The following is a 22477-nucleotide window of genomic DNA, read 5'->3' as shown; positions in this document are numbered from 1 at the left end:
ATAATGTGCGTTAAAAATATTGCTTACTCGTTTAGCAACCCACCTTAATCGGCCTATTTAGAAACAGACCTAGTGATAAATAGACCTAGTTCACACTCACTCTCAAGGCCGAGGCGATGGCAAAGGGCGCCAAGGTAATGCTGCCCACTAACATGGCGGCCAAAATGGCCAGCTGCCCATGATAAGGCACACCAAAGTTGGCAGCATCTATGGCTGAGGTGGCAAAAATCAATACCGGAATATACAGCGGTAAGGTCAATAAACTCAATAAGACCCCGCCCTTGCCTATGCCCACGGTCAGCGCCACGCCTATGGCACCGAGCAAACTTAAGATGGGCGTGCCCAGCAGCAGCGTCCAAAACACCGCCTTAAAAGCCACCATATCTAGGCTGAGCAATACCGCCACCAGCGGCGACAGCAGCAGCAAAGGTAAACCGGTTAATAACCAATGAGCCACTACTTTTGCTAACACCAGCACCCCTAAAGGACAGGGCATTAGCATTAATTGTTCCAAGGTACCGTCTAAAAAGTCATCCCGAAATAAACGCTCCAGCGCTAATAAGGAGGATAACAGCGCCGCCACCCACACCACGCCTGGGGCGATGCGCGCCAATTGACCGGGCTCGGGGCCAATGCCGAGTGGGAACAAGGTGATGACGATAATAAAAAACCACAGCGGATTTAAGATATCCGCACGCCGACGCAAGGCTGATACTAACTCTCGGCGCAACACGCCGCTAAACATGGCTCTCATGCGGGATCCTCTTCATGGGGCGTCAGCTGCAAAATGCGGGCGCGCTTGGCCGATAAGGATAAATCTTGATGAGTAGTGATCAGCACAATGCCGCCGTTATCGGTGTGATCCAGCAATAATTGCTCTAACACCTTGACCCCTTGTTTATCGATAGCGGTAAACGGCTCATCGAGTATCCACAACTTAGGGCCACCCAGCCACAAGCGCGCCAAGGCCACGCGGCGCTTTTGCCCCGCCGATAACTGGCCGGCGGGCTGATCTTCCAGCCCAGCTAAACCCACTTGGGCCAACACATCCCATAAATTGGCCGTGCTTTGGCAGTAGTGCATACGCTTAAAAAACGCCAAATTTTCTAAGGCGGTCAATTCGTGCTTAATGCCTGCTTGGTGGCCCAAATAGAGTAAGTCTTGGTGATATTCGTCTCGATTTTGCTCTATGTTATGGCCCTGCCAGCAGATCTCACCCGCAAACGGGCGTGATAATCCGGCAAGCAAACGCAGCAAGCTGGTTTTACCCACCCCATTGGGGCCCGCCACCTGTACCAAGTCGCCGGGAGCCACGCTCAACGAGAGCTCGCTGAACAGCGTATGCTCTTCTCGGACACAGGTTAAACTTTTAGCTTCGAGCATAATTGGCAACCATTATTGGCAAAGAACCTGCTGCAACCTGAATAACAGCCCCGATTGACCGCTATAGCTGTAACCATGACGGCAACCATAAGCTGCAACATAGACCATTAAAAATGGCCGCCAGTTTAGCACAGCGCACCGATATATGCAGAACAAACCGCGACACAAATCAGGAACCGTGACGCCGATAGCTTTGTTAACATCTTGATCTTACGGCTGTTGGGGGATTTTAAACTCATACAAGCAAGCTGGCCCGACGACGTCTTCTTGACCAAAGAGTCGGGCCACTGCAAAAACAAACAAGTATGTTGGCATAATTAAGATTAAGGAACACCTTGTAACTTTTATCCTCACATCACTCCCTCAGGCTCCACAAAGCAAAACACCGAGCGCAGGGCTCGGTGTTGGTTTTAAGCTTGGTGCTGGGCGTTCGGCGGTCAGCTATGTTTCAAGCTATTGCCGATGCAAGGTGATCATCAGCTCGGCTTCGGCTCTGGGCATTTCGCACTCGGCCATGATTTCATCGATATCAGCGCCCAGTTGCACCATGCGCGTGGCGCGACTGTACAACTTACCTTGCGGGTCTTTAAGTGCTAACTCTTGCTGCTGCTCGCTGAGCTTATCTTGCTGGCGATACAGCTCGCCCACTTTATTACCCATACCTATGTTGGCCGCCTGCAATTCTTCAATTTGCTTGCGATAACTTTCTCGGGTACGAGTGAGCTCGCGCATCAGCCGACTCATGGCCTCCAGCTTACGCTGACTCTGGCGCCACATAGACCAAGCCACAAACAAGGCGACCGTGCCTATCACTAATGCCAGCGTCGCCAGTACAAGGATAAAAGCGGGCTCAAACCACATTACAACTGGCCCACTTCGTCCCATTCGTCATCGGACAACAATTTGTCTAAGTCGACCAAGATCAACAGTTGATCGTCGCGGTTACATACGCCCTGAATAAACTTGGCGCTTTCGCTGGTACCCACATTAGGTGCAGTCTCAATTTCTGAGGATTTCAAATACACCACTTCGGCCACGCTGTCGACCATGATACCGATCACTTGCTTTTCGGCTTCTATGATAACGATGCGGGTGTTATCGCTCACCTCACAGGTATCTAGGCCAAAACGCAGGCGCGTATCCAGTACCGTCACCACGTTGCCGCGCAAGTTGACTATGCCTAATACATAGTCGGGCGCACCCGGCACAGGCGCTATATCGCTGTAACGCAGCACTTCTTGTACTTGCATTACGTTGATGCCATAGGTCTCATTGTCTAAACAAAAGGTGACCCACTGCAGTACTTCATCATCGCTGAGACTCTCAGCTACATTACGATTCTTATTCATAGATTACCCTTATGCTTAGCTCAGACCTGTTGGCCGTCAATATTTTTACCCTGCTCCAGTAGCGCTATCAAGGCGTCTACATGCAGCAAGGCACACATTCTTTCTTTTACCATGCCCGCCAACCAAGGTCGAGCACCGGGCGTGGCCCGCCATTTTACCTGATCTCGCGTTAACAGTGCCGTGCCTTTTAGCTGGTGACAGCCCAAACCCCAATTGCTCTCACCCAGTGTGACCAGATAACCGTATTCTTCTTCGGCCGTGTGGCCAGGCATGGCCCAGCGCGCCGTGTCGACCGCATAAATTTGACGATCGCGCTCAGTTTGCACCCCGGCAAACCAATGCGGCTTACCAAACAAGCTGGTCAGCTTAGCCACCTGATAAATGCCGCCTAAGTGGGTGAGCGGCACCGCAAAGGTCATGCCCGCCACTTCAAAAAACAACACCTGAAAACTGTGCTCGGTCTCCATATTACGCCAAGCGGCGGCTTGGTCAGCCTGCACTTGCTGGGCCGCTAACTGAGCCTGTAATTCTAGGTCAATCGCGCTCGCAACCTGCTCTGCAACCACAGGCTCTGCCATGGGCGCGGCCATGGGCGCGGCTATGGTAGGCGTAACTGTCGTAGGCGCAACGACTGGGACAACCACAGCCGCAGCTATTACGACCGGCTCAGGCTCCACCGCCGTTTGTGGCTCGGCTTCTGGTTCTGTTGCCGCTAGCGTTTCAGTGGCCAAGACAGTAGTTTCTTCTTCTTTAAGCGCGGCAACCTGCGCCAACAGGGCTTCTAACGCCACACGACGCGCGGCGGCGTCTGGCTCTGCATAAGGCGCCATCGGTGCGGGAGTGGGCTCGGCTTTCGCCAAAGGTGCCGGCTCAAGTGCAGGTGCCAGCTCATGCTCAAGCGGCGGGCTCTCTTCCAGCAAGGCACCAAAATAGTCATTTAAGACATCGGCATAAGGCTGTTTCATAACGCGACCTCTGCCCCATCTAGCTGCCACAAATAGTGCAGTAAACTTTGATAGGCAAATACGCCACGGCTGCCTTTCACATAATAAGAAGGCGGCTCGTGGCGCAAGCTGGCATCACGAAACTTAGTATCCACCGGAATACAGGACGGCCATAAATTTCCCTCATAATTCTGCTCTAGGCTTTCCAGACTCTGCAGCGAGGCTTTGGTTCTTTGGTCGAACATAGTCGGCACCACAGTATATTTAAAGCCTTCTTTTTTCGCTCTGTGCATCAATTTAAAGGTACTGACCATACGCTCTAAGCCTTTGAGCGCTAAAAATTCCGTTTGTACCGGCACCACTATGCGATCGCAAGCGGCCAAGGCATTCACCATCATCACCCCTAATACCGGCGGGCAGTCGATGATCACCACATCAAAATCGTCTTTGATCTCCACCAATAAGCGCTTTAATACCAGCCCCATGCCTTCACGGGTGCTGGAGGTACGCTCAAGGGTTGCCAATGAGATAGAGGCGGGCAATAAAGTTAAACCATCGAAACGGGTGACCAAGGCCACCTTAGAAAACAGCTCTCGCGTAGGGCGTGCTGCTTGAAACAAATCAAACAGGCTGTAAGGCAGGCTGTCCATTTCATAGTTAAAATAGGAGGTGAGTGAGCCGTGCGGATCGGTATCAATCAGCAACACCCGTTTATTGCGCTGCGCCAGCAAACCGGCCAACGCCACCACGCTTGTGGTTTTGCCAACGCCACCTTTTTGATTTGCTACGGTCCAAACAATCACTGTGTTACCCCATCTTGCGTCGCACTGGTACCGATACGAATACCACCATTAGGTAACTCATACACCCTAAGCTCTGATTTCTGGCCAGAATGCTGACCTGAGTGCTGATCTGACTGCTTATCAGAGCTATGTTTTGTGGCCAAAGGCCGAGATGGCAAGGCCGTGGGCGCTTGCCAAGTTCGGGTAGAAATCGCAATTTCTACCCGTCTATTATTTTCTCTACTTGAGCTTGCTCTACTTGAATTTGCATCCTCGCCTAACCGGCTCACTTGCGGACCAAACTCACCCAAAGCTTCCAAACTCAATCTGGGTGCGGCTATGCCGTGGTGTTGCAACCATTCCAGCACGGCGCGCGCCCGCTCTGCCGAGAGCTGCCAATTAGAGGCATATAGCTCATTGCTCACCGGCAGATTGTCCGCATAGCCGCGCACCCGAATAAAATGGGCCACCTCAGCCAAGGGCGGTAAGGCCGCATTTAAAATAGTGTCAGCGTTGCGACTGAGCAGCGCACTGCCACTGGCAAACACTAAACTGCCATCAAAGCTCAGGGTCAACCAATCGCCCTCTTGCTCTAACACCAGCATATTTTTATCCAGCAAAGGCCCTAACCTTAACTCCAGCTCCGCCTTTAAACGCGCCAAACTGGGGTCGTCTTCGGCTAAGGGATTGCCGGTGCCTTTTGCATCTAGCTCATCTGCAGCACTTAACATGGAATTCGCCGCTTGCGCCGGTTTGGCTTCGCCACTTAAGCGCACAAAGGCTTGCTCCATGCCATCGAGCAAGGGCTGCTGTAATTCGGTTTTATTGGCATGCAGCGCATACAAGACCACAAACAGCGCAAAGGCTAAGGTCATGTAATCCGCATAAGACACCAGCCAGCGATCCGCACCCGTGGCGTGATGGCCGCCTACGCGCATGGCCAGCGAGCGACGCCTCATTGGCGTTGCCCTTGGTACTGGGCCAACTGACGACTGGTGCTTAAGCTGCTGTCGCCACGCGCGATGGCCAACAAGCCGATGGCGGTCAGCTCCCGATAGCGCAGCTCTAAGCGATACACAGAACGCAAGCGATTCGCCAAGGGCAATAACAACAAGTTGGCCAAGCCAACGCCGTATAAGGTAGCCACAAAGGCGACCGCTATGCCGGTACCTAACTGACTTGGATCATCTAAGTTAGACATGGCTTGGATCAAGCCCAACACGGCACCTATGATACCGATAGTCGGGCTATAGCCGCCCATGGCCTCATAGACTTGGGCTTCTAACTCTTTTTGTTCTTCGATGCGACTGAGTTCGTTATCAAGCAATTGTTCGAGTGCTAACGGCTCTGTGCCGTCCACCAGCCATTGCAATCCTTGACGGGTAAAATCATCAAGAGTTGACGACTCCGCCTGAGACTCCAAGGCCAAAAAGCCTTCTTGGCGCGCTTGATGAGACCAATGCAAAAGCCGCGAGGCTTGCTCAGAAAAAGGCCAAGGCTTAGCGTTAAACAGTCCTTTTAAAGCCAGCACCGCCGCCTTGCATTGACTCCAAGGCGTTTGCAGCAACACAGCACCTAAGGTAGCGCCCAGCACAATTAATAAGGCGGGCCCATCCAGCAGCCCCCATAAGTTTCCGCCGTGCCACCATTGCGCCACCACAATACAAATAAGCGCCAGTGCCAGCCCGGAAAATGCCATGTTAGCTGCTCATTTCGTTAATGATGGCTTCACCAATCAGCGGCAATGGCAGCGACTCAGAGGCGAGGCCTGCCTTGGCAATGGCTTGAGGCATGCCATAGACCACGCACGTTTCTTCGTCTTGGGCCCAAATATTGGCACCTTGATCTTTCAACAGTCGTGCACCTTCACGCCCGTCAGCGCCCATACCGGTTAACACCACCGCCAGCACCTTGCCGCCGTAAATCTTGGCCGCCGAGGCAAAGGTAATATCCACACACGGCTTATAATTCACCTTGTCGTTACCCTCTATCACCCGCAGTCGCGCCGCGCCGGGGCGCCCTTCCAACAACATTTGCTTACCGCCAGGTGCTAAATAAGCATGCCCAGGGCGCAGGGTATCGCCGTCTTGCGCTTCTTGCACCGTTACCTGACACAAGGTATTTAAACGCGCGGCAAAGGCGGTGGTAAAGGTGCCCGGCATATGCTGAATAAGGATGATCGGATGGGGAAAATTAGCCGGCAAGGCAGTTAGCACTTTTTGTAAGGCCACGGGGCCGCCGGTGGAGGTGCCAATGGCCAGCAACTGGTAGCTTTTACCGGTGCGTCTTGGCACCGTCTTGCGTTCAGTAACAGCATGAGCAGGTGCCGTGGCCGCGGTTTGGGTCGTAGCAAGAGGCGCTACGCCGCCAACTCGAGGGCGAGCCGTGATACCCGAGGTGAGGGTCGAGCTCACAGGACGCTTGGCCAGCGCAGCAGGTACAACCGGAGCCGTCACTCTGGGCGCGATCACGCTGCGACGCCTTGCGATGGCCTTCACCCTTTGTTGCAACAACAAGATGGCTTCTTCTTTGCTTCGCGCTATGTCTTCGAAGCGCTTGGGCAAGAAGTCCATGGCGCCCGCGTCCAATGCATCCAGCGTAGCTTGAGCACCGTCATGGGTAAGTGATGAAAACATCAACACAGGCGTGGGCGTGGCTTTCATTATTTCACGCACCGCTCTTATGCCATCCATCACCGGCATTTCAATGTCCATGGTGATCACATCAAAGCGTCCAGTGCGGGCTTTTTCCACGGCTTCAAGACCATTGGCGGCCGTGTCCACCACGCTCAACATGGGATCGAGTTCTAAAATCTCACTGACGCGGCGACGAAAAAAACTTGAATCATCAACCACTAATACCCGAATAGCCATTCATACCTCAATGCGTGTTTTTATTATCTAGACGTAGCGGCGTGCGTAGGCTTTGATAAGGCCCGCCAAGTCTAAAATAAGGGCAATGCCGCCATCACTGGTAATAGTGGCGCCCGCCATGCCTGGCGTACCGTGCAACAGTTGGTCTAGAGGCTTGATCACCACTTCTTCTTGGCCAATCAGCCCATCGACCACAAAGCCCACCTGCTGGTTGCCGACGGCCACTATCACCACATGGCCTTGGTCTTTACGGGCGCGACGGGCGCCTTTTAATAACCAGTCTTGCAAGTAAAACAGTGGGATAGCGTGATTACGCACCACTATCGTCAGCTGACCGTCCACCATGCTGGTACGCGTTAAGTCGAGGTGAAAAATTTCATCGACGTTGGTCAGCGGCAGCGCAAAGGTTTGCTGGCCGACGAGCACCATCAGTGTCGGCAATATGGCCAAGGTCAGCGGTACTTTAATTTGTAAGCTAGTGCCTTTGCCCAGTGCCGAGTCAATATGAATAGAACCATTAACCGAGGTAATACCGGTTTTGACCACATCCATGCCCACACCACGGCCAGACACGTCGGTAATTTCAACTTTGGTCGAAAAGCCCGGCGCAAAAATCAGGTTATAAGACTCGCTATCTGTCATACGCGCCGCCGCATCCGCGTCTAAAATACCGCGCTTAATGGCGATGCCTTTCAGCTTCTCCGGATCCATACCGGCACCATCATCTTCGATGCCCAGTAAGATATGGTCACCTTCTTGCGATGCGGTCAGGCGAATGGTGCCCACTCTTGGCTTACCGGCGGCTGCGCGCACGTCCGGCATTTCAATGCCGTGGTCGCAGGAATTACGCACCAAGTGCACTAAGGGATCCGCTAGCGCTTCTACCAAGTTTTTATCCAGATCCGTGTCTTCACCGACCATTTCCAGATTAATTTCTTTGTGCATGGTGCGGGCAATATCACGTACTACCCGAGGAAAACGACCAAACACCTTCTTAATAGGCTGCATGCGAGTCTTCATGACCGCACCCTGCAGATCACCGGTTACCGAGTCTAAATTAGCCACGGTTTTGGAAATATTTTCATCATCATGATTGGCTTCTAAGCTCAGCAGGCGATTACGCACCAGCACCAGCTCACCCACCATGTTCATGATGTTATCGAGAATTTTGGTGTCTACGCGCACCGTAGTATCGGCTGCAGCGGCGTGGGCTGCGGGTGCTTTGGCCGACTCTGCTTTGGGTGCGTCAGTTTTAGGTGCGACTTGCGTATTAACGGCGGCACTGGCTACTGGCGTACTCATGGCGGCTACCGGCTCAATATCCGCAACGACTTCAACATCCGCGGCAGCTTCCACACTTAACTCATCATCCGTAGTAAAGGTCGGGCCTTTGCCTGAGCCATGCAGTTGGTCGAGCAGGGCTTCAAACTCGTCGTCGTTTATCATTTGGTCATCACTGGCTGAGCTTGGCGCAGAAGCTGGCGCCTCACTCACTTCAGCGCTGGGGATACCGCTGTGTTTACCGGCACCGTGCAACTGATCAAGCAAGGCTTCAAATTCATCATCACTGATGTCATTTGAGTCATTAGCATCGAAATTAATGACGGGCGTAGCGGCGGGCTCGGCTTCAGCAGCCGTATTAGCGCCATCCTCAGCGTCAAGCTCATTTAGCATCTGCTGATATTCAGCCAAAGCCAACCCGGCAATGCCGTCAGCCGCCTGCGGCGCTTCAGCTGTGGGGGCAGCGGCAACCGCAGCGGCAACAGTTTCGGTCACAGTTGTTACCATCTCAGGTCGGCAATAGCGCTGCAGTTCGTCAAGCAATTGTGGCTCGGCGGGCGTCAGCGCTTCGCGATTTTGCAGCTCGCTAAACATTAAGTTGACCGCATCTAAGGCGCGTAAAATTACGTCCATCAGTTCAGACGTCACCTGGCGTTGACCGTTGCGCAAAATGTCGAACACGTTCTCGGCTTTGTGGCAGGTATCTACTAGGGCCGTCAGTGACAAAAATCCGGCGCCACCTTTAATGGTGTGAAAGCCACGAAATATCGCATTCAGCAAGTCTTTATCATCTGGTTGGCGTTCTAGTGTCACCAACTGCTCAGATAGTTGCTCTAGGATTTCTGATGCTTCGATCAAAAAGTCCTGAAGAATATCCTCGTCTACCTCAAAGCCCATGTTCTCTCCTTAGAATCCCAAACTAGACAGCAAATCGTCTACGCCGTCTTGATCCGAGACCACATCGTTACGATGTTCTTTATTCATAATTGGACCTTCGGCAGTAATGTCTGCAACCAACGCCACTTTAGGCGCAGGCTTAACATCTTCCATACCGGGCAAGCGACCAAATACCGTTAAAATTGCCACTAACTTGGCTTCTACTTCTTGCACTAAGTTAATCACGCGACGGATCATCTGACCGGTTAAGTCTTGATAATCCTGAGCCATCAATATTTCGGTGAGCAGATTTTTTAATTGATCTGCGTCTTGCTCTGAGCTCATTAAGAAATCATCGAGTTCGAAACATAAATCTTTAAATTTATTAAGCTCTAATTGACGCCCCATCAATTCGCGCCAGCCCGGCATGATACGGCCGATGTTATCAGTTAAGCGTTCGGCAATCGGTAGGCTAGCTTCTACCGCATCCATGGTGCGGTTCGCTGCTTTATCCGTCATGTCGATAACGTAACTCAAGCGCTCACGGGCATCGGGTATTTCGTTTTCGGTCAGCTCAGGTAAGCGAGGATCATTACGAAATTCCTGTAACGAATCATGTAATTGACGCGTTAACTGCCCTACTTGATCGACCAATTCTTTGGCTTGCGGCATGCAAACACTGGTGAGATAACGATCGGCGCCGTCTTGATCACCGCGCTCTAACATAGCGACCAAAATGCGCGCTTGTTCTAGGCTGATAGTGCTGTTATTAACTGCCATCTTGTTGCCTTTTATCCAATGCGCTCGAACACTTTCTCGAGTTTCTCTTTCAGAGTGCCTGCAGTAAACGGCTTAACCACATAACCATTTACGCCCGCTTGAGCGGCAGCAATAATTTGCTCACGCTTGGCTTCTGCCGTCACCATTAATACCGGCATGTGCTTGAGCTTTTCGTCGGCGCGAATCGCTTTCAATAGATCTATGCCTTGCATACCCGGCATATTCCAGTCGGTGACCACAAAGTCAAAATCGCTATTTTTAAGCATGGGTAATGCAGTTAAACCATCATCAGCTTCAAAGGTATTATTAAACCCAAGATCACGTAATAAGTTTTTAATAATCCTGCGCATCGTAGAAAAATCATCCACGATCAGGATTTTCATATTTTTATCCAAGCAAGTTCTCCTTCCTCAGCACACTTAGACGCTGAACATGGCAAGTATTTTAACTATATCGACCCATTAAACCTTAACTTAAATCGTATATTGAGTGATTAGTCCATTAATGTGTTTGCAAAGCCTAATATTGGTCATTTAATAAACAAGTGATAATAAAAAAACAACGCCTTCACCCAACCAAAAATAATCTGGCGGCGAAAAGTGCTGCTTAGTCTTGCCAAATTTGTAATTTAGCGCGTAACCGGTGCATGGCTTGACTGTGAATTTGGCTGACACGTGACTCGCTAACGTCAAGTATTTGACCAATGTCCTTTAAGTTAAGCTCTTCATCATAATACAAAGACAACACATAAGCTTCTCGCTCAGGCAGTGTCTTGATTTGTGCCGACAAACTGCCTTGAAAACGCTGTTTCGCCATGTCATCAAACGGATTAGCGCCATGATTACTCAGCTCTACCTTGCTATCTATGCCAGTTTCAAACTCATCCATTTCTAAAATTTTGCCATTGCTGGTATCGAGCAGCATGGCATTGTACTCCTCCATGCTCACACCCAGCTCGTCCGCCACTTCGCGGTCGCTGGCATTACGCCCTTCACGGCGCTGCACGGCATTGATGGCCGCGGCCACTTCGCGACTATTTTTATGTACCGAGCGCGGCACCCAATCACCACGGCGAATTTCATCCAGCATGGCGCCGCGAATGCGAATGCCGGCAAAGGTTTCAAAGCTAGCGCCTTTGCTGGCGTCAAAATTACGGCTCGCTTCCAATAAACCCACCATGCCCGATTGGATCAAGTCGTCCAGTAGCACGCTATCTGGCAAACGCGCCAGCAAATGGTGGGCGATGCGCCTCACTAAACCCGCATGGCGCTCCACCAGCTGATTGCCTTGTTGTCTGGCGTACACCAGTGCTTTATTCGCTCCAGACATTTTTCTCTGCCACCGGCGGATTTAATAGATTTTCGATAAAAAATTGCAAGTGCCCTCCTGCTCGCTCCGGCGCCGGCCAACTTAAGGCCTTATTAGCCAGTTGCTTAATCGCCATGGCCGACGGCGAGTGTGGATATTGATTCACTACTAAGGTTTGGCGACGCACGCTCAACCGTAAGTTGCCATCGAAGGGCACACAGGCCACTAGCTCAAGTGCCGCATCCAAGAATCTGTCGGTCACGCGCGTTAACTTGGCAAACAGCTCTTGCCCTTCACGCTGACTGCGCACCATGTTGGCGACGATTTTGAACCTAAATACCCCATAATCCCGAGATAAAATCTTGATCAAGGCATAAGCATCGGTAATGGAGGTGGGCTCATCGCACACTATCACCATCACTTCTTGGGCGGCGCGAGAAAAGCTCAATACCATGTCAGAAATACCGGCTGCAGTATCCACTAACAGAATATCTATGGGGGTTTTCATCTCGCTAAAGGCACGAATTAAGCTGACATGCTCAAGTGGCGAAAGCTCAGTCATCGACTGATTACCCGAGGTGGCGGGAATGATCATCATGCCTTGGGGGCCTTCGACCAAGACTTCATCGAGGCTGCATTCGCCGCGCAATACGTGAGACAAATTGCGCGTTACCCGAATACCGAGCAAAACATCGACGTTCGCTAGACCTAAGTCTGCATCCAACACCATCACCTTTTTGCCTTGAGCCGCCATGGCCGAGGCCATATTGAGGGTGATATTGGTTTTGCCTACGCCGCCTTTACCGCCGGTGACTGAGATAACTTGTACCCTGCTGGTTTTTTGCATAAGTCGCAGCCCACTCGCTTGGTCTGGAAACCAATTATTCATAAAAACGCCCATCCTCTTCATCGGACTCTGAAGATTCCCAATAATAGGGTTCTTCTCGACGCTGCTCTAAGTTGCCTAATGCCTGCTTCACCAACTCTTGTCCGTTTGCTAAACGCAAGTCTTCCGGCACCCGTTGCCCGTCCGTGATGTAACTAATGGGCAAGCTATTTTGAATACTAATATCCAACACATCCCCCAGCGACAAACTCTCATCTAGCTTGGTGAGAATACAGCCGGCGAGTGGAATACGACGAAAATGATCCACGGCCTCTTGTAACACTCGGCGCTGGGCCGTGGCCGGCAGCACTAAGTAGTTACGAATTTTTATCTGCTTATCGCCCACTAAGGTGTCGAGTTGCTGGTTTAAGCGTAAATCGCGCTGGCCCATGCCAGCGGTGTCGATCAACACCAAACGTCGGTGGCGTAATTGGTACAGGGTTTGCGCTAACTCTTCATAGGTGCGCGCCTGCTTCACCACCACGCCCATGATACGGCCATAGGTTTGCAGCTGCTCGTGGGCACCAATACGATAGTGATCCGTGGTGATCAGCGCTATTTGGTCGGCGCCATAGCGGGCGGCAAAACGCGCGGCCAACTTGGCAATGGTGGTGGTCTTGCCTACGCCAGTTGGCCCCAACAGCGCGACGGCGCCGCCTTGGCGTAAAATTTCATCTTCGCCAGTCAGCAATTGCTGATTAAGCGCGGTTTCAATTTGGCTCCAGGCTTCATGAGGTGGGGCTTGATCGTTGATGCGCATCGCCAGTTGATCGGCAAAACCATCGCTAAAACCCAGCTCGTTGAGCTGTTTAATGACCATGGCGCGCACCGGCTCACGCCGCTCCACTTCTTGCCACATTAAGCCCGATACTTGATGCTCCAATAAGCGACGAATGCTGGCAATTTCTTTGCGCATGGCATGCAGCTCTTTGTCTTTTGCCGTGTCTTTGCGCTTATATTCGCGGCTGTCATGCAGTTGTGGCTGGGGTGAGGCGGCCAGCGGGCTTAAGGTCGGTTCGCGCCGGCCTTCGTTTCGGCCTTCGTTTCGGCCTTCAGTACGACTTTCAGCACGGCCTTCACGGCGGCCATAACCGGCGGCTTGGTGGTCTTGGGTGCGCCGTTCGCTGGACTGATTATCTAACAAGGCATCACGCCCCGCATAGCGGCCAGATTCACGTCCGGCGCGCAAGCCTGCGGTGAGCGGCGATTCGGGCGCCAAGCGCGGATCAGTCCAATCAACCTGTTCGGCTATGGTTTGGGGTGACGGCGCTTGGCGGCCACGCATCAGCAAGGACTGTAAAGTTTCCGCCTGCTGCTGATCATTTAAAGGGGGAACAAATTGACGCGCATGTGACGATATTTTGACATTGTCTTCATGCAAGGGCCGTTGCAGCGGCGTGACCGGGGTTTCGTCATCGTCCACGGCGGCCACTATTTCTATGCCACCCGAGACTTTTTTATTAGACATGATCACAGCGTCATTGCCCAAGACTTCTTTCACCTCGGCCAATGCAGAGCGCATATCTTTCGCAAAAAAACGTTTTATCTTCATCTAACTATTCCACCCTGAAACTGGCACCCTGCTCTCGCTGGCAACCTAATGTTGCTGGCCGCCAACGGACGCCACAATGCGAATTTGACGGTCATCAGGCACTTCCTGATAAGACAAAACTCGCAAGCTGGGAATCGTGTGTTTAACAAAGCGCGCCAAGGTGGTGCGCAACATGCCTGAGGTTAGTAATATTGCCGGCTGCCCTTCCATCTCTTGATTTGCCGCCGCTTGGGCTAAAGATTGCTGCATGCGCTCGGCCAAACCCGGCTCTATGCCGCTGCCCTGAGCGCCACCTGCTTGTAAGGAGCTTTGCAAGATTTGTTCCAACTCCGGCACCAAGGTGATCACGGGCAGTTCGCGCTCTGTGCCTGCTATCTCTTGCACCATAAAACGGCGCAGCGCAATCCGGCACGCCGCAGTTAACACTTCCGGATCCTGACTCTTGGTCGAATACTCTGTCAGCGTCTGTAAAATGGTGCGCATGTCGCGAATGGTCACCCCTTCATGGAGCAAGCTTTGCAGCACTTTGGTCACTAAACCTAAGCTCATGGTATTGGGTACTAGGCCCTCTACCAGTTTAGGTTGATTACGCCCCACCTGATCGATGAGGTTTTGCACTTCTTCATGGCCCAATAACACGGCGGCATGGTTAGTCAGCAACTGGCTTAAGTGCGTGGCCACCACGGTCGCGGCATCCACTACCGTATAGCCTAAGCTTTGTGCCTGCTCTATTTGGTCTTTGGCAATCCAAGTGGCTTCTAAGTCAAAAGCCGGATCTCGGGTGTCTATGCCTTGCACCGGACCAAACACTTGGCCGGGGTTAATGGCCAGCTCGCGCTCGGGATAAATCTCCGCCGAGCCTGAGCTCACGCCCATCATGGTAATTTGGTATTGGTTGGGCCCCAGCTCTAGGTTGTCGCGAATATGCACCGCAGGAATTAAAAAGCCCAACTCTTGAGAGAGCTTCTTGCGCACGCCTTTGATGCGGCTCAGTAGTTCGCCGCCCTGAGCTTGATCCACCAGACTGATTAAGCGATAGCCTACTTCCAGGCCAATAGTATCCACTTGCGCCACATCGTCCCAACCCAGCTCTTTCACATCTGTACTCGGTGGGGGCGGTGCTAGCTCTTGTTCAACTAACTCTTGAGCCACGCGGGTATTACGCTTAATCGTCCACCAAGCAGCAAACGCCGATGCCCCCCCTAGTAACAGAAAAGCAAAATGCGGCATGCCGGGTACTAGCCCCATAACAATCAAGATACCCGCGGCAATCGACAGCGCTTTGGGTTTATCAAACAGCTGGCCCAGCATGGCTTCACCCATGTCTTCGCTGTTATTTTGGCGGGTGACGATAATGGCTGCGGCAATAGAGAGCATCAGCGAGGGGATTTGCGCGACTAAGCCATCACCGATAGTGAGCAGGGTATAAATTTTTGCCGCTTCACCAAACGACAAGCCATGCTGGGCCATGCCGATAATAAAGCCGCCAATTATATTGATAAACAGGATCATGATGCCGGCGATGGCATCACCTTTTACGAACTTAGAGGCACCATCCATGGAGCCGTAAAAGTCCGCTTCTTGGGTCACTTCGGCACGGCGGCTACGGGCTTCATCTTGATTTATTAAGCCGGCGTTTAAGTCCGCATCTATCGCCATTTGCTTACCTGGCATGGCATCCAAGGTAAAGCGCGCGCTTACTTCGGCAATACGGCCAGCACCCTTGGTCACCACGGCGAAGTTGATGATCATCAAAATCAAGAACACGATCAAACCAACCGCATAGTTACCGCCGATCACCACATTACCAAAAGCTTCGATAACGTTACCGGCCGCGCCCTCACCTAAGTGCCCTTCTAGCAGCACCACTCGGGTCGAGGCGACGTTGAGCGCGAGCCGCAGCAAAGTCGCCACTAATAACACGGTTGGGAAGGCGGCGAAGTCCAACGGCCGCTTGCTGTAAACCGCCACCAATAAGATGACCAAGGCCAGCGAGATATTAAAAGAAAATAGAATATCGAGCAGCAGCGCAGGTATGGGTAATACCACCATGCCCAATGCAGCCAGCACCAATAACGGCGTGCCTATGCCCTTGCTAAACCAAGTAGACCAAGGCCCCAACTGTTGAAATTTTTCCTTAAATGCCATTACGCCTAAATTGCCACCAAAGAGAGATGGGCTGAATGGATGCAAGAAACGAGCCAAAGGTCTTACTTGTGAGTCGTGAAGAGTGAAGGGTGAGGGGAAGAGCGGTGCGACGGTCCTTGTAGCCGGCAACTTGTTCGCCGGTCCGCGTCAGCGGATGTTTTTGAAGACAACATAAAACCGTGGCGAACAAGTTGCCACCCTACAAAAGGCCAGAGCTAAACCCTAACCTTCGTCATCGAGGAGTGCAACGACTCAGCAATCCATAGTTATGTACAGCGCCGTTGTAGTATGGATTGCCGCGCTACGCTCGCAAAGACGGAATAAGGGCGCATAACAACAGAGCGCAGAGCGGCGTAAAGATTGACGCCCAACAGGTATCTACAAGACACTTAGGGCTTCGGCGGGATAGTTTTGTTGGTTGTTTTTAAACAAGACACCAAACCATGCCGAATACTCTCCACCTAAAATAGGGGCACGCTGCAAAAAAAATCGGTATTTCGCTTCTAGCTTCCAGCTATCTCTAATAGGGTCTATCCACTTTTAGCTCGTCGGGAATGGGCAGGTCGTCTTTTAGCGCCGTGGGTTTGCGGCCTTGGCCTTTGCGCCAGTTATTTAGCTGGAACACATAAGCCAATACTTGTGCAACCGCCACAAACAGGCCTTCCGGGATCTCGCTACCCACTTTCGTCGAAAAATAAATAGCACGCGTCAGAGGCGGCGAAGAAATCACGGGTATCTCATACTCGCGAGCAATTTCACGAATTTTTAACGCTACCTCATCCATGCCTTTGGCCACGACTTTAGGCGAGGCACCGGGCGTAAATTTATCGTAACGCAGCGCCACCGAGAAATGATCAGGGTTGACCACCACCACGTCCGCTTCGGGCACATCACCCATCATGCGTCGATTAGCCATTTCTTGTTGCAGGCGCCGAATACGCCCTTTCACTTCCGGCTTACCTTCGCTGTTCTTGTATTCGTCTTTCACTTCCTGCAGCGTCATCTTTAGCTGGCGGGTGTGGTTCCAAATTTGAAACGGCACGTCTATGGCCACGATCGGTAGCAAGGCTAAGCACAGCACCAGCCCCATATTCATCACCAAGTCGGTGGCCTCCACCATGGCCTTGGGTAAGCTCTCGTTACTGAGACGTAAAATATTATCGAACTGGCCCCATAATACGGTAATGGCGAGGGTGGCAATAAACACCACCTTAGCAATCGACTTAAGCAGCTCTACCATAGCTTGCACGCCAAACATGCGCTTTAAGCCTTTAATGGGGCTCATTTTGCTCAGTTTGGGCATCATGGCGTCGCTGCTAAAGTTAATGCCACCCAACAAACTGTTACCGACTAAGGCCGCCACCAACACAATGGCGAAAAACCCCATCAAGGGCCACATAAGGGCGAACATGGAGTCACGAAAGGCCGGCAGCATGGACTCAGGGTCAAATAAAGTCGCGCGATCGACAGAAAAACTCGTCTTAAATACCTTGAACAACGCCAACGTCAGCGCATCACCCACCATAATTAAGCCGAAGGCGCCGCTCAACAATACCGCCGCCGTACCTAGCTCTTTTGAGCGCGGGATCTGGCCTTTTTCGCGGGCTTGGCGAAGCTTTTCCGCCGTAGGCAGTTCGGTTTTTTCTTGACCATCGGACTCTGCCATTTAGCCTCCTTCACAGGTGAGCTGCAAGGTATCGCACATTACCATTTGGGTGCGCTGCCAGTGGCTTTCAAAGTGACCTAAAAAGCCCCCCAGCGTCAGCCATAAAATAAATAGGCCGCAGACCATGCTCACCGCAAAACCGATACTGAAGATATTCAACTGGGGCGCGGCACGCGTCATGATACCAAAGGTAAAGTTAATCAATAGCATGGCGACTATTGCCGACAACGCCATGGCCACGGCCGCATAAAATAGCATACTGAGTAAACCGGCTAACTGCTGCCAACTGGCCACGCTAATGCCATCCATGGACACCGGCAAAGTATCAAAGCTCAGCACTATGGCTTCAATCATCACCAAATGACCATTGAGCGCTAAAAACAATAAGGTGCCCAGCATCAAATACAGCTGGCCGACCACGGGCGTCGATTGCCCGTTCAGCGGATCCACCATAGAGGCAAAACCCAAACTGGTTTGCATGGCGATCACTTGGCCGCCGGTAACGAAGGCCTGCACTAAAAACTGGGAGAGCAAGCCGATGGTGGCGCCAATCAGAACCTGTTGAGCGGTAATCAAGAAACCACCTATGGAGAACAGCGCCACATCCGGCATAACGGGCAACACAGGAGCCACGGCTATAGTAATGGCCACCGCCAACAGCAAGCGGTTAAACATAGGCGTCAGGTTGGCACCAAACACCACCATGGTCATCATCATGCCGGCGATACGGCACAGCGGCCATAAGTAGCTGGCCAGCCATAGCAATATTTGCTCAGTGGAAAAATTCACGCGGTTCCTTTAACTAGGGTGAAGCGTAAGGTGTGAAGGGTGAAGCGAACGAAATAACACCCAGCCCTAAACTAAAAACCAACCTATTCTTGCCACGACTCTTTATTACGAGACGCACAGAATCCACGGAAGCAGTTCACGTGCGACAAGTAGTTACAGTGCCGAGCTAAAAACATAAACACCCCCCTTTTTGTTTAGCTTGGTGCTGCCCTTAGCTTTCAGATTTGATCACTATTTTTCCGTGTTCTTCCGTGACTCGGTGAAGCAAAGAAGCGTTGCAAAAATTTTGAGTCCTTCTCTGTAGTTTGGCGCTAGGTTAGGTGTTTCTCCTCACCTTTCACTCTTCACTCTTCACGGCTATTAACCTATCACCTGCGGTATTTGTTCGATGATCTCGTAGAAAAAATCCATCAACATACCAAAGCCCCAATGGGCGCCCACGGCCAAGCCACCTAAGGTGATCAATAAACGGGGTAAGAAACTCAAGGTTTGTTCGTTAATGGACGTGGCGGCCTGAAACACAGCCACCACCAAACCGATGGCGAGACTGGGCAAAATAACCGCCGAGACCAATACCGTCACCAGCCAAAGGGAGCTGCGAAAGATATCAACGAACACTTCTGGGCTCATTATCCCGCTCCTAAGCCAAAGCTATTGGCCAGTGTCCCCATAATCAGACTCCAGCCATCGACCAACACAAATAGCATGAGTTTAAAGGGCAGCGAGATAATCATAGGTGACAGCATCATCATACCCATGGCCATCAAAATACTGGCCACCACTAAGTCGATCACCAAGAAGGGCAAAAACAGCATAAAACCAATTTGAAAGGCGGTTTTTAACTCACTGGTCACGAAAGCCGGAATCACCACCCGCAGTGGTACCTCTGCTTCGCTATCCACTTGAATGTTCGCGATATTAAGGAAGGTTTCGAGATCTTTAACCCGCGTTTGCGCCAGCATAAAGTCACGTATCGGTAACTCGGCAAACGACAGCGCCTCTTTAGAAGTGATCTCTTCAGCTAAATAAGGCTGCAAGGCGGTTTCGTTCACCTTGTCGAGCACAGGCGACATAATAAAAAAGGATAAAAATAAGCTAATGCCAATCAAAACTTGGTTATTCGGGCTTTGCTGCAAGCCCATGGCCTGACGTAAAATTGACAGCACTATGATAATTCGGGTGAAAGACGTCATCATAATGACGATCGCCGGCAAGAACGACAGCGCCGTCATCAAGGCCAGCACTTGCAAGGTCAAGCTATATTCTTGGCTGCCATCCGCGTTGGTGGTCACGGTCACCGCAGACATGCCTTGTTGGGCAAAGGCCGGATTAGCCTGTAACAGCAGCATCAGCACCACGCCCAGCAGTAACGGCCAGCTCCATTTAAAGCAAGCGCGCCATGCCAAGAATGAGCTGCGTTTTAAGCACGCAGCTGCACGGCTAGAAAAATTTGCCAAGCGGTTGTGCTCGGCGGCCCCTAATCGTTGGCTCATTACAAATCCTTTGCTGGCTGCTCTGGGCTAAGTTTCGCTAATAAGCTCTTAGTTGGCTCCATCGCTAGCGGTTGCTCTAATTTACCCAAGCCAGAGATCTGTTGCGCAGTCACGCCGAGCAGCCATTGCTCTTCTCCCACTTGCACCACCATCACGCGCTCCCGTTGGCCAATGGCTAATGAGGCCACTATTTTAAGCTGACGACTGCCGCCCAACAGTGCGGCACCACGCAGTCGGCGCAACAGCCAGCCCAACACGAAAATGGCGGCTATCACAGCTAATGACGAAACAGCCCAAGAGCCCCACTTGATCTCTGGCCCTTCTGCCAGCACTGCCATGGGCAGCAGTAATAACATGAAAAAAGTGCGCATCATTTCAACTTTTTAATGCGTTCGGTTTGGCTGATCACATCGGTCAGTCGAATACCAAACTTGTCGTTCACCACCACCACTTCGCCGTGAGCGATTAAGGTGCCATTCACCATCACATCTAGTGGCTCACCGGCTAAGCGATCCAACTCCACTACCGAGCCTTGGTTAAGCTGCAACAGATTACGAATGCTGATCTGAGTACGGCCCACTTCCATGGAAATGGTCACCGGAATATCTAAGATGGCGTCTAGCTTGCGCCTTTCATCTCCTGACAGCGGCGCATTGTGGGTGTTATTAAAATCATCCAACTCTACCGGCTTTGCCGTATTGGCATCCGTTTTCTCAGGTTCAGATTCGGCGCCCTCTTTAGCAACCTGCTCCGCCATGGCTTGGCCCCAAACGTCATCTATCTCGTTTTGTTCATCACTCATGATGCATCCTCGATCGTTCTTTCTAATTCTTCTAATTCGGCTTCCCCGTCAATGCGAATACCGCGACGAGTAACCTGATTGAGTTCGGTTTTAACCGTGTCTGGTTTCTTAATTTTTTCGCTGATCCGCACCGCCATCTTATCGTCAGAGCGCCCCAATTGGGCACGAAATGTAGGTAAGCCTTCTACGGACACTAATAAATGCTCAGGCATATCGATGGGAATAATGTCGCCAGACTGCAGGTTCATGATGTTGCGTAAACTCAGCTCTTTTTCCAGCAGCCGCACCGACATGTCTACTTTTACATCGAGAATTTCATCGCGCAGCGCCTTGCTCCAGCGCAGGTCATTTTCACCCTTATCACTTTGTACCCCCGCATCCAGCAGCTCACGAATGGGCTCCAGCATGCCATAGGGCAAGGTCACGTGAAAATCACCGCCGCCGCCGTCCAACTCAATATGAAACGAGCTAACCACTACCACTTCGGTCGGGCTCACTATATTGGCCATGGTCGGGTTCACTTCAGAGTCTAAATACTCAAACTCCACGTCCATCACCGGCGACCAGGCTTCTTTATAATCTTCAAATATTAACTTGAGCAATAATTGAATAACGCGCCGCTCGGTGGGCGTAAATTCACGGCCTTCAATTTTGGCGTGACGACCGTCGCCACCAAAAAAATTATCCACTAAAATAAACACCAAGCGCGCTTCCATGGTCACCAGACCTATGCCTTTTAACGGCCGAAAGCGCACCATGTTTAAACTGGTGGGTAAGAACAGCGAATGCACGTATTCGCCAAATTTAATCATCTGCACGCCATTCACCGACACTTCGGCGGTGCGGCGCATCATATTAAATAAGCTGATGCGCATATGGCGGGCAAAACGTTCGTTCACCATCTCAAGGGTGGGCATGCGCCCGCGCACTATCCTGTCTTGAGATGAAAAATCGAACATAGACAAGCCGCCCACATTACCGGCATCTTCTTCTACATCGTCTACCCCGTGTAACAGGGCATCAATTTCATCTTGAGATAAAAGATCGCTCACGATTCACCTATTGCATTACGATACTGGTAAACAGCACTTTTTCGACCAGAGGATGACCCACTTCTTCGGTCAGCACCGCATTCAGTTCATCAAGCGCTTCCTGCCTGACGGTGAGTTTACCTTCCGCTGTGATGTAATTGTCGGCAGTTTGCCGGCTAAATACAGTCAACAAGGTACTTTCTAATAACGGCAAATGACGTTGGGCATCAAGTTGGCCTTGATCGCCGCGCACCATAAGTTGCACTTCAATTTGTACTAAACGCTCACGTCGTCCCGCCATCACCGGGAAAATAAACGGCCGCGATAAGCCCACATATAATGGCTTATTATCGACAACGGGCTCTTGTTCAACCTTATCACCACTCGGCATTAATAACATGGCGCCGCCAACCCCTAACGCCACTAATAAAACGGCAATGAGGATTAAAATAAGTTTACGTTTGTACCACGCCACTTTAGGCATGATCAGATTATCGGCCATGTTTACCCTTAATTATTCTTAATACGTGCGTT

General features: G+C 51.5%; 24 protein-coding genes. All 24 read right to left on the bottom strand.

The window, feature by feature from the left end:
- Nucleotides 1-85: 85 nt before the first annotated feature.
- The 24 genes from ccmB to ACEN2G_RS03100 all read right to left on the bottom strand — a co-directional run bounded on the left by ccmB (nucleotide 86) and on the right by ACEN2G_RS03100 (nucleotide 22445).
- Nucleotides 86-754 carry a heme exporter protein CcmB gene (gene ccmB / locus ACEN2G_RS03215; RefSeq protein WP_442020022.1) on the bottom strand — a complete coding sequence of 223 codons (669 nt, stop codon included), beginning with the start codon at nucleotides 752-754 and terminating at the stop codon, nucleotides 86-88.
- Entirely contained in the window at nucleotides 751-1386 is a 636-nt protein-coding gene (gene ccmA, locus ACEN2G_RS03210; protein ID WP_442020044.1) for a cytochrome c biogenesis heme-transporting ATPase CcmA, read from the bottom strand. Before ccmA ends, ccmB begins: the two co-directional genes overlap by 4 nt.
- A 450-nt stretch (nucleotides 1387-1836) precedes the next feature.
- Nucleotides 1837-2244, bottom strand: coding sequence for a DUF2802 domain-containing protein (locus tag ACEN2G_RS03205; protein ID WP_442020021.1), 408 nt, complete (start codon nucleotides 2242-2244; stop codon nucleotides 1837-1839).
- Nucleotides 2244-2732: a chemotaxis protein CheW gene (locus ACEN2G_RS03200; protein WP_442020020.1), complete on the bottom strand. Its 489-nt coding sequence runs from the start codon at nucleotides 2730-2732 to the stop codon at nucleotides 2244-2246. Before ACEN2G_RS03200 ends, ACEN2G_RS03205 begins: the two co-directional genes overlap by 1 nt.
- A gap of 20 nt (nucleotides 2733-2752) precedes the next feature.
- Nucleotides 2753-3697: a chemotaxis protein CheW gene (locus ACEN2G_RS03195; RefSeq protein ID WP_442020019.1), complete on the bottom strand. Its 945-nt coding sequence runs from the start codon at nucleotides 3695-3697 to the stop codon at nucleotides 2753-2755.
- Nucleotides 3694-4479 (bottom strand): ParA family protein, encoded by a 786-nt coding sequence (locus ACEN2G_RS03190; protein WP_442020018.1) that lies wholly within the window; start codon nucleotides 4477-4479, stop codon nucleotides 3694-3696. The genes ACEN2G_RS03195 and ACEN2G_RS03190 overlap by 4 nt, the downstream gene beginning before the upstream one ends.
- Complete coding sequence (locus ACEN2G_RS03185) at nucleotides 4476-5417, bottom strand: OmpA family protein (protein ID WP_442020017.1); 942 nt, start codon at nucleotides 5415-5417, stop codon at nucleotides 4476-4478. The genes ACEN2G_RS03190 and ACEN2G_RS03185 overlap by 4 nt, the downstream gene beginning before the upstream one ends.
- Nucleotides 5414-6157, bottom strand: coding sequence for a flagellar motor protein (locus ACEN2G_RS03180; protein ID WP_442020016.1), 744 nt, complete (start codon nucleotides 6155-6157; stop codon nucleotides 5414-5416). Before ACEN2G_RS03180 ends, ACEN2G_RS03185 begins: the two co-directional genes overlap by 4 nt.
- A 1-nt stretch (nucleotide 6158) precedes the next feature.
- Nucleotides 6159-7331 carry a protein-glutamate methylesterase/protein-glutamine glutaminase gene (locus ACEN2G_RS03175; protein WP_442020015.1) on the bottom strand — a complete coding sequence of 391 codons (1173 nt, stop codon included), beginning with the start codon at nucleotides 7329-7331 and terminating at the stop codon, nucleotides 6159-6161.
- A 27-nt stretch (nucleotides 7332-7358) separates the two neighbouring features.
- Entirely contained in the window at nucleotides 7359-9509 is a 2151-nt protein-coding gene (locus ACEN2G_RS03170; protein ID WP_442020014.1) for a chemotaxis protein CheA, read from the bottom strand.
- Nucleotides 9510-9518: 9 nt separating this feature from the next.
- Entirely contained in the window at nucleotides 9519-10268 is a 750-nt protein-coding gene (locus ACEN2G_RS03165) for a protein phosphatase CheZ (protein WP_442020013.1), read from the bottom strand.
- 11 nt (nucleotides 10269-10279) lie between these two features.
- Entirely contained in the window at nucleotides 10280-10651 is a 372-nt protein-coding gene (gene cheY, locus ACEN2G_RS03160; RefSeq protein WP_442020043.1) for a chemotaxis response regulator CheY, read from the bottom strand.
- A gap of 223 nt (nucleotides 10652-10874) precedes the next feature.
- Nucleotides 10875-11597, bottom strand: coding sequence for an RNA polymerase sigma factor FliA (locus tag ACEN2G_RS03155; protein WP_442020012.1), 723 nt, complete (start codon nucleotides 11595-11597; stop codon nucleotides 10875-10877).
- Nucleotides 11581-12465 (bottom strand): MinD/ParA family ATP-binding protein, encoded by an 885-nt coding sequence (locus tag ACEN2G_RS03150; RefSeq protein WP_442020011.1) that lies wholly within the window; start codon nucleotides 12463-12465, stop codon nucleotides 11581-11583. The genes ACEN2G_RS03155 and ACEN2G_RS03150 overlap by 17 nt, the downstream gene beginning before the upstream one ends.
- Nucleotides 12458-14014 carry a flagellar biosynthesis protein FlhF gene (gene flhF / locus ACEN2G_RS03145; RefSeq protein ID WP_442020010.1) on the bottom strand — a complete coding sequence of 519 codons (1557 nt, stop codon included), beginning with the start codon at nucleotides 14012-14014 and terminating at the stop codon, nucleotides 12458-12460. The genes ACEN2G_RS03150 and flhF overlap by 8 nt, the downstream gene beginning before the upstream one ends.
- Nucleotides 14015-14059: 45 nt before the next feature.
- Nucleotides 14060-16162: a flagellar biosynthesis protein FlhA gene (gene flhA / locus ACEN2G_RS03140; RefSeq protein ID WP_442020009.1), complete on the bottom strand. Its 2103-nt coding sequence runs from the start codon at nucleotides 16160-16162 to the stop codon at nucleotides 14060-14062.
- A 520-nt stretch (nucleotides 16163-16682) separates the two neighbouring features.
- Nucleotides 16683-17828, bottom strand: coding sequence for a flagellar biosynthesis protein FlhB (gene flhB / locus ACEN2G_RS03135; RefSeq protein WP_442020008.1), 1146 nt, complete (start codon nucleotides 17826-17828; stop codon nucleotides 16683-16685).
- Complete coding sequence (gene fliR / locus ACEN2G_RS03130; RefSeq protein ID WP_442020007.1) at nucleotides 17829-18617, bottom strand: flagellar biosynthetic protein FliR; 789 nt, start codon at nucleotides 18615-18617, stop codon at nucleotides 17829-17831.
- Between the two features lie 360 nt (nucleotides 18618-18977).
- The gene (gene fliQ / locus ACEN2G_RS03125) at nucleotides 18978-19247 is read right to left on the bottom strand and encodes a flagellar biosynthesis protein FliQ (RefSeq protein ID WP_442020006.1); all 270 of its coding nucleotides are present in this window, start codon (nucleotides 19245-19247) and stop codon (nucleotides 18978-18980) included.
- Nucleotides 19247-19966 (bottom strand): flagellar type III secretion system pore protein FliP, encoded by a 720-nt coding sequence (fliP, locus tag ACEN2G_RS03120; RefSeq protein WP_442020042.1) that lies wholly within the window; start codon nucleotides 19964-19966, stop codon nucleotides 19247-19249. Before fliP ends, fliQ begins: the two co-directional genes overlap by 1 nt.
- A gap of 143 nt (nucleotides 19967-20109) precedes the next feature.
- Nucleotides 20110-20481 (bottom strand): flagellar biosynthetic protein FliO, encoded by a 372-nt coding sequence (fliO, locus tag ACEN2G_RS03115; RefSeq protein ID WP_442020005.1) that lies wholly within the window; start codon nucleotides 20479-20481, stop codon nucleotides 20110-20112.
- Nucleotides 20481-20912, bottom strand: a complete 432-nt coding sequence (gene fliN, locus ACEN2G_RS03110; RefSeq protein WP_442020004.1) for a flagellar motor switch protein FliN — start codon at nucleotides 20910-20912, stop codon at nucleotides 20481-20483. Before fliN ends, fliO begins: the two co-directional genes overlap by 1 nt.
- Entirely contained in the window at nucleotides 20909-21964 is a 1056-nt protein-coding gene (gene fliM / locus ACEN2G_RS03105; protein WP_442020003.1) for a flagellar motor switch protein FliM, read from the bottom strand. The genes fliN and fliM overlap by 4 nt, the downstream gene beginning before the upstream one ends.
- Before the next feature lie 7 nt (nucleotides 21965-21971).
- Entirely contained in the window at nucleotides 21972-22445 is a 474-nt protein-coding gene (locus ACEN2G_RS03100) for a flagellar basal body-associated FliL family protein (RefSeq protein WP_442020002.1), read from the bottom strand.
- Nucleotides 22446-22477: the final 32 nt, after the last annotated feature.

This window comes from Oceanisphaera sp. W20_SRM_FM3 (genome assembly GCF_052119705.1).
In the GTDB taxonomy this organism is placed as follows: Bacteria; Pseudomonadota; Gammaproteobacteria; order Enterobacterales; family Aeromonadaceae; genus Oceanimonas.
This window is presented reverse-complemented; position numbering and strand designations above follow the sequence as displayed.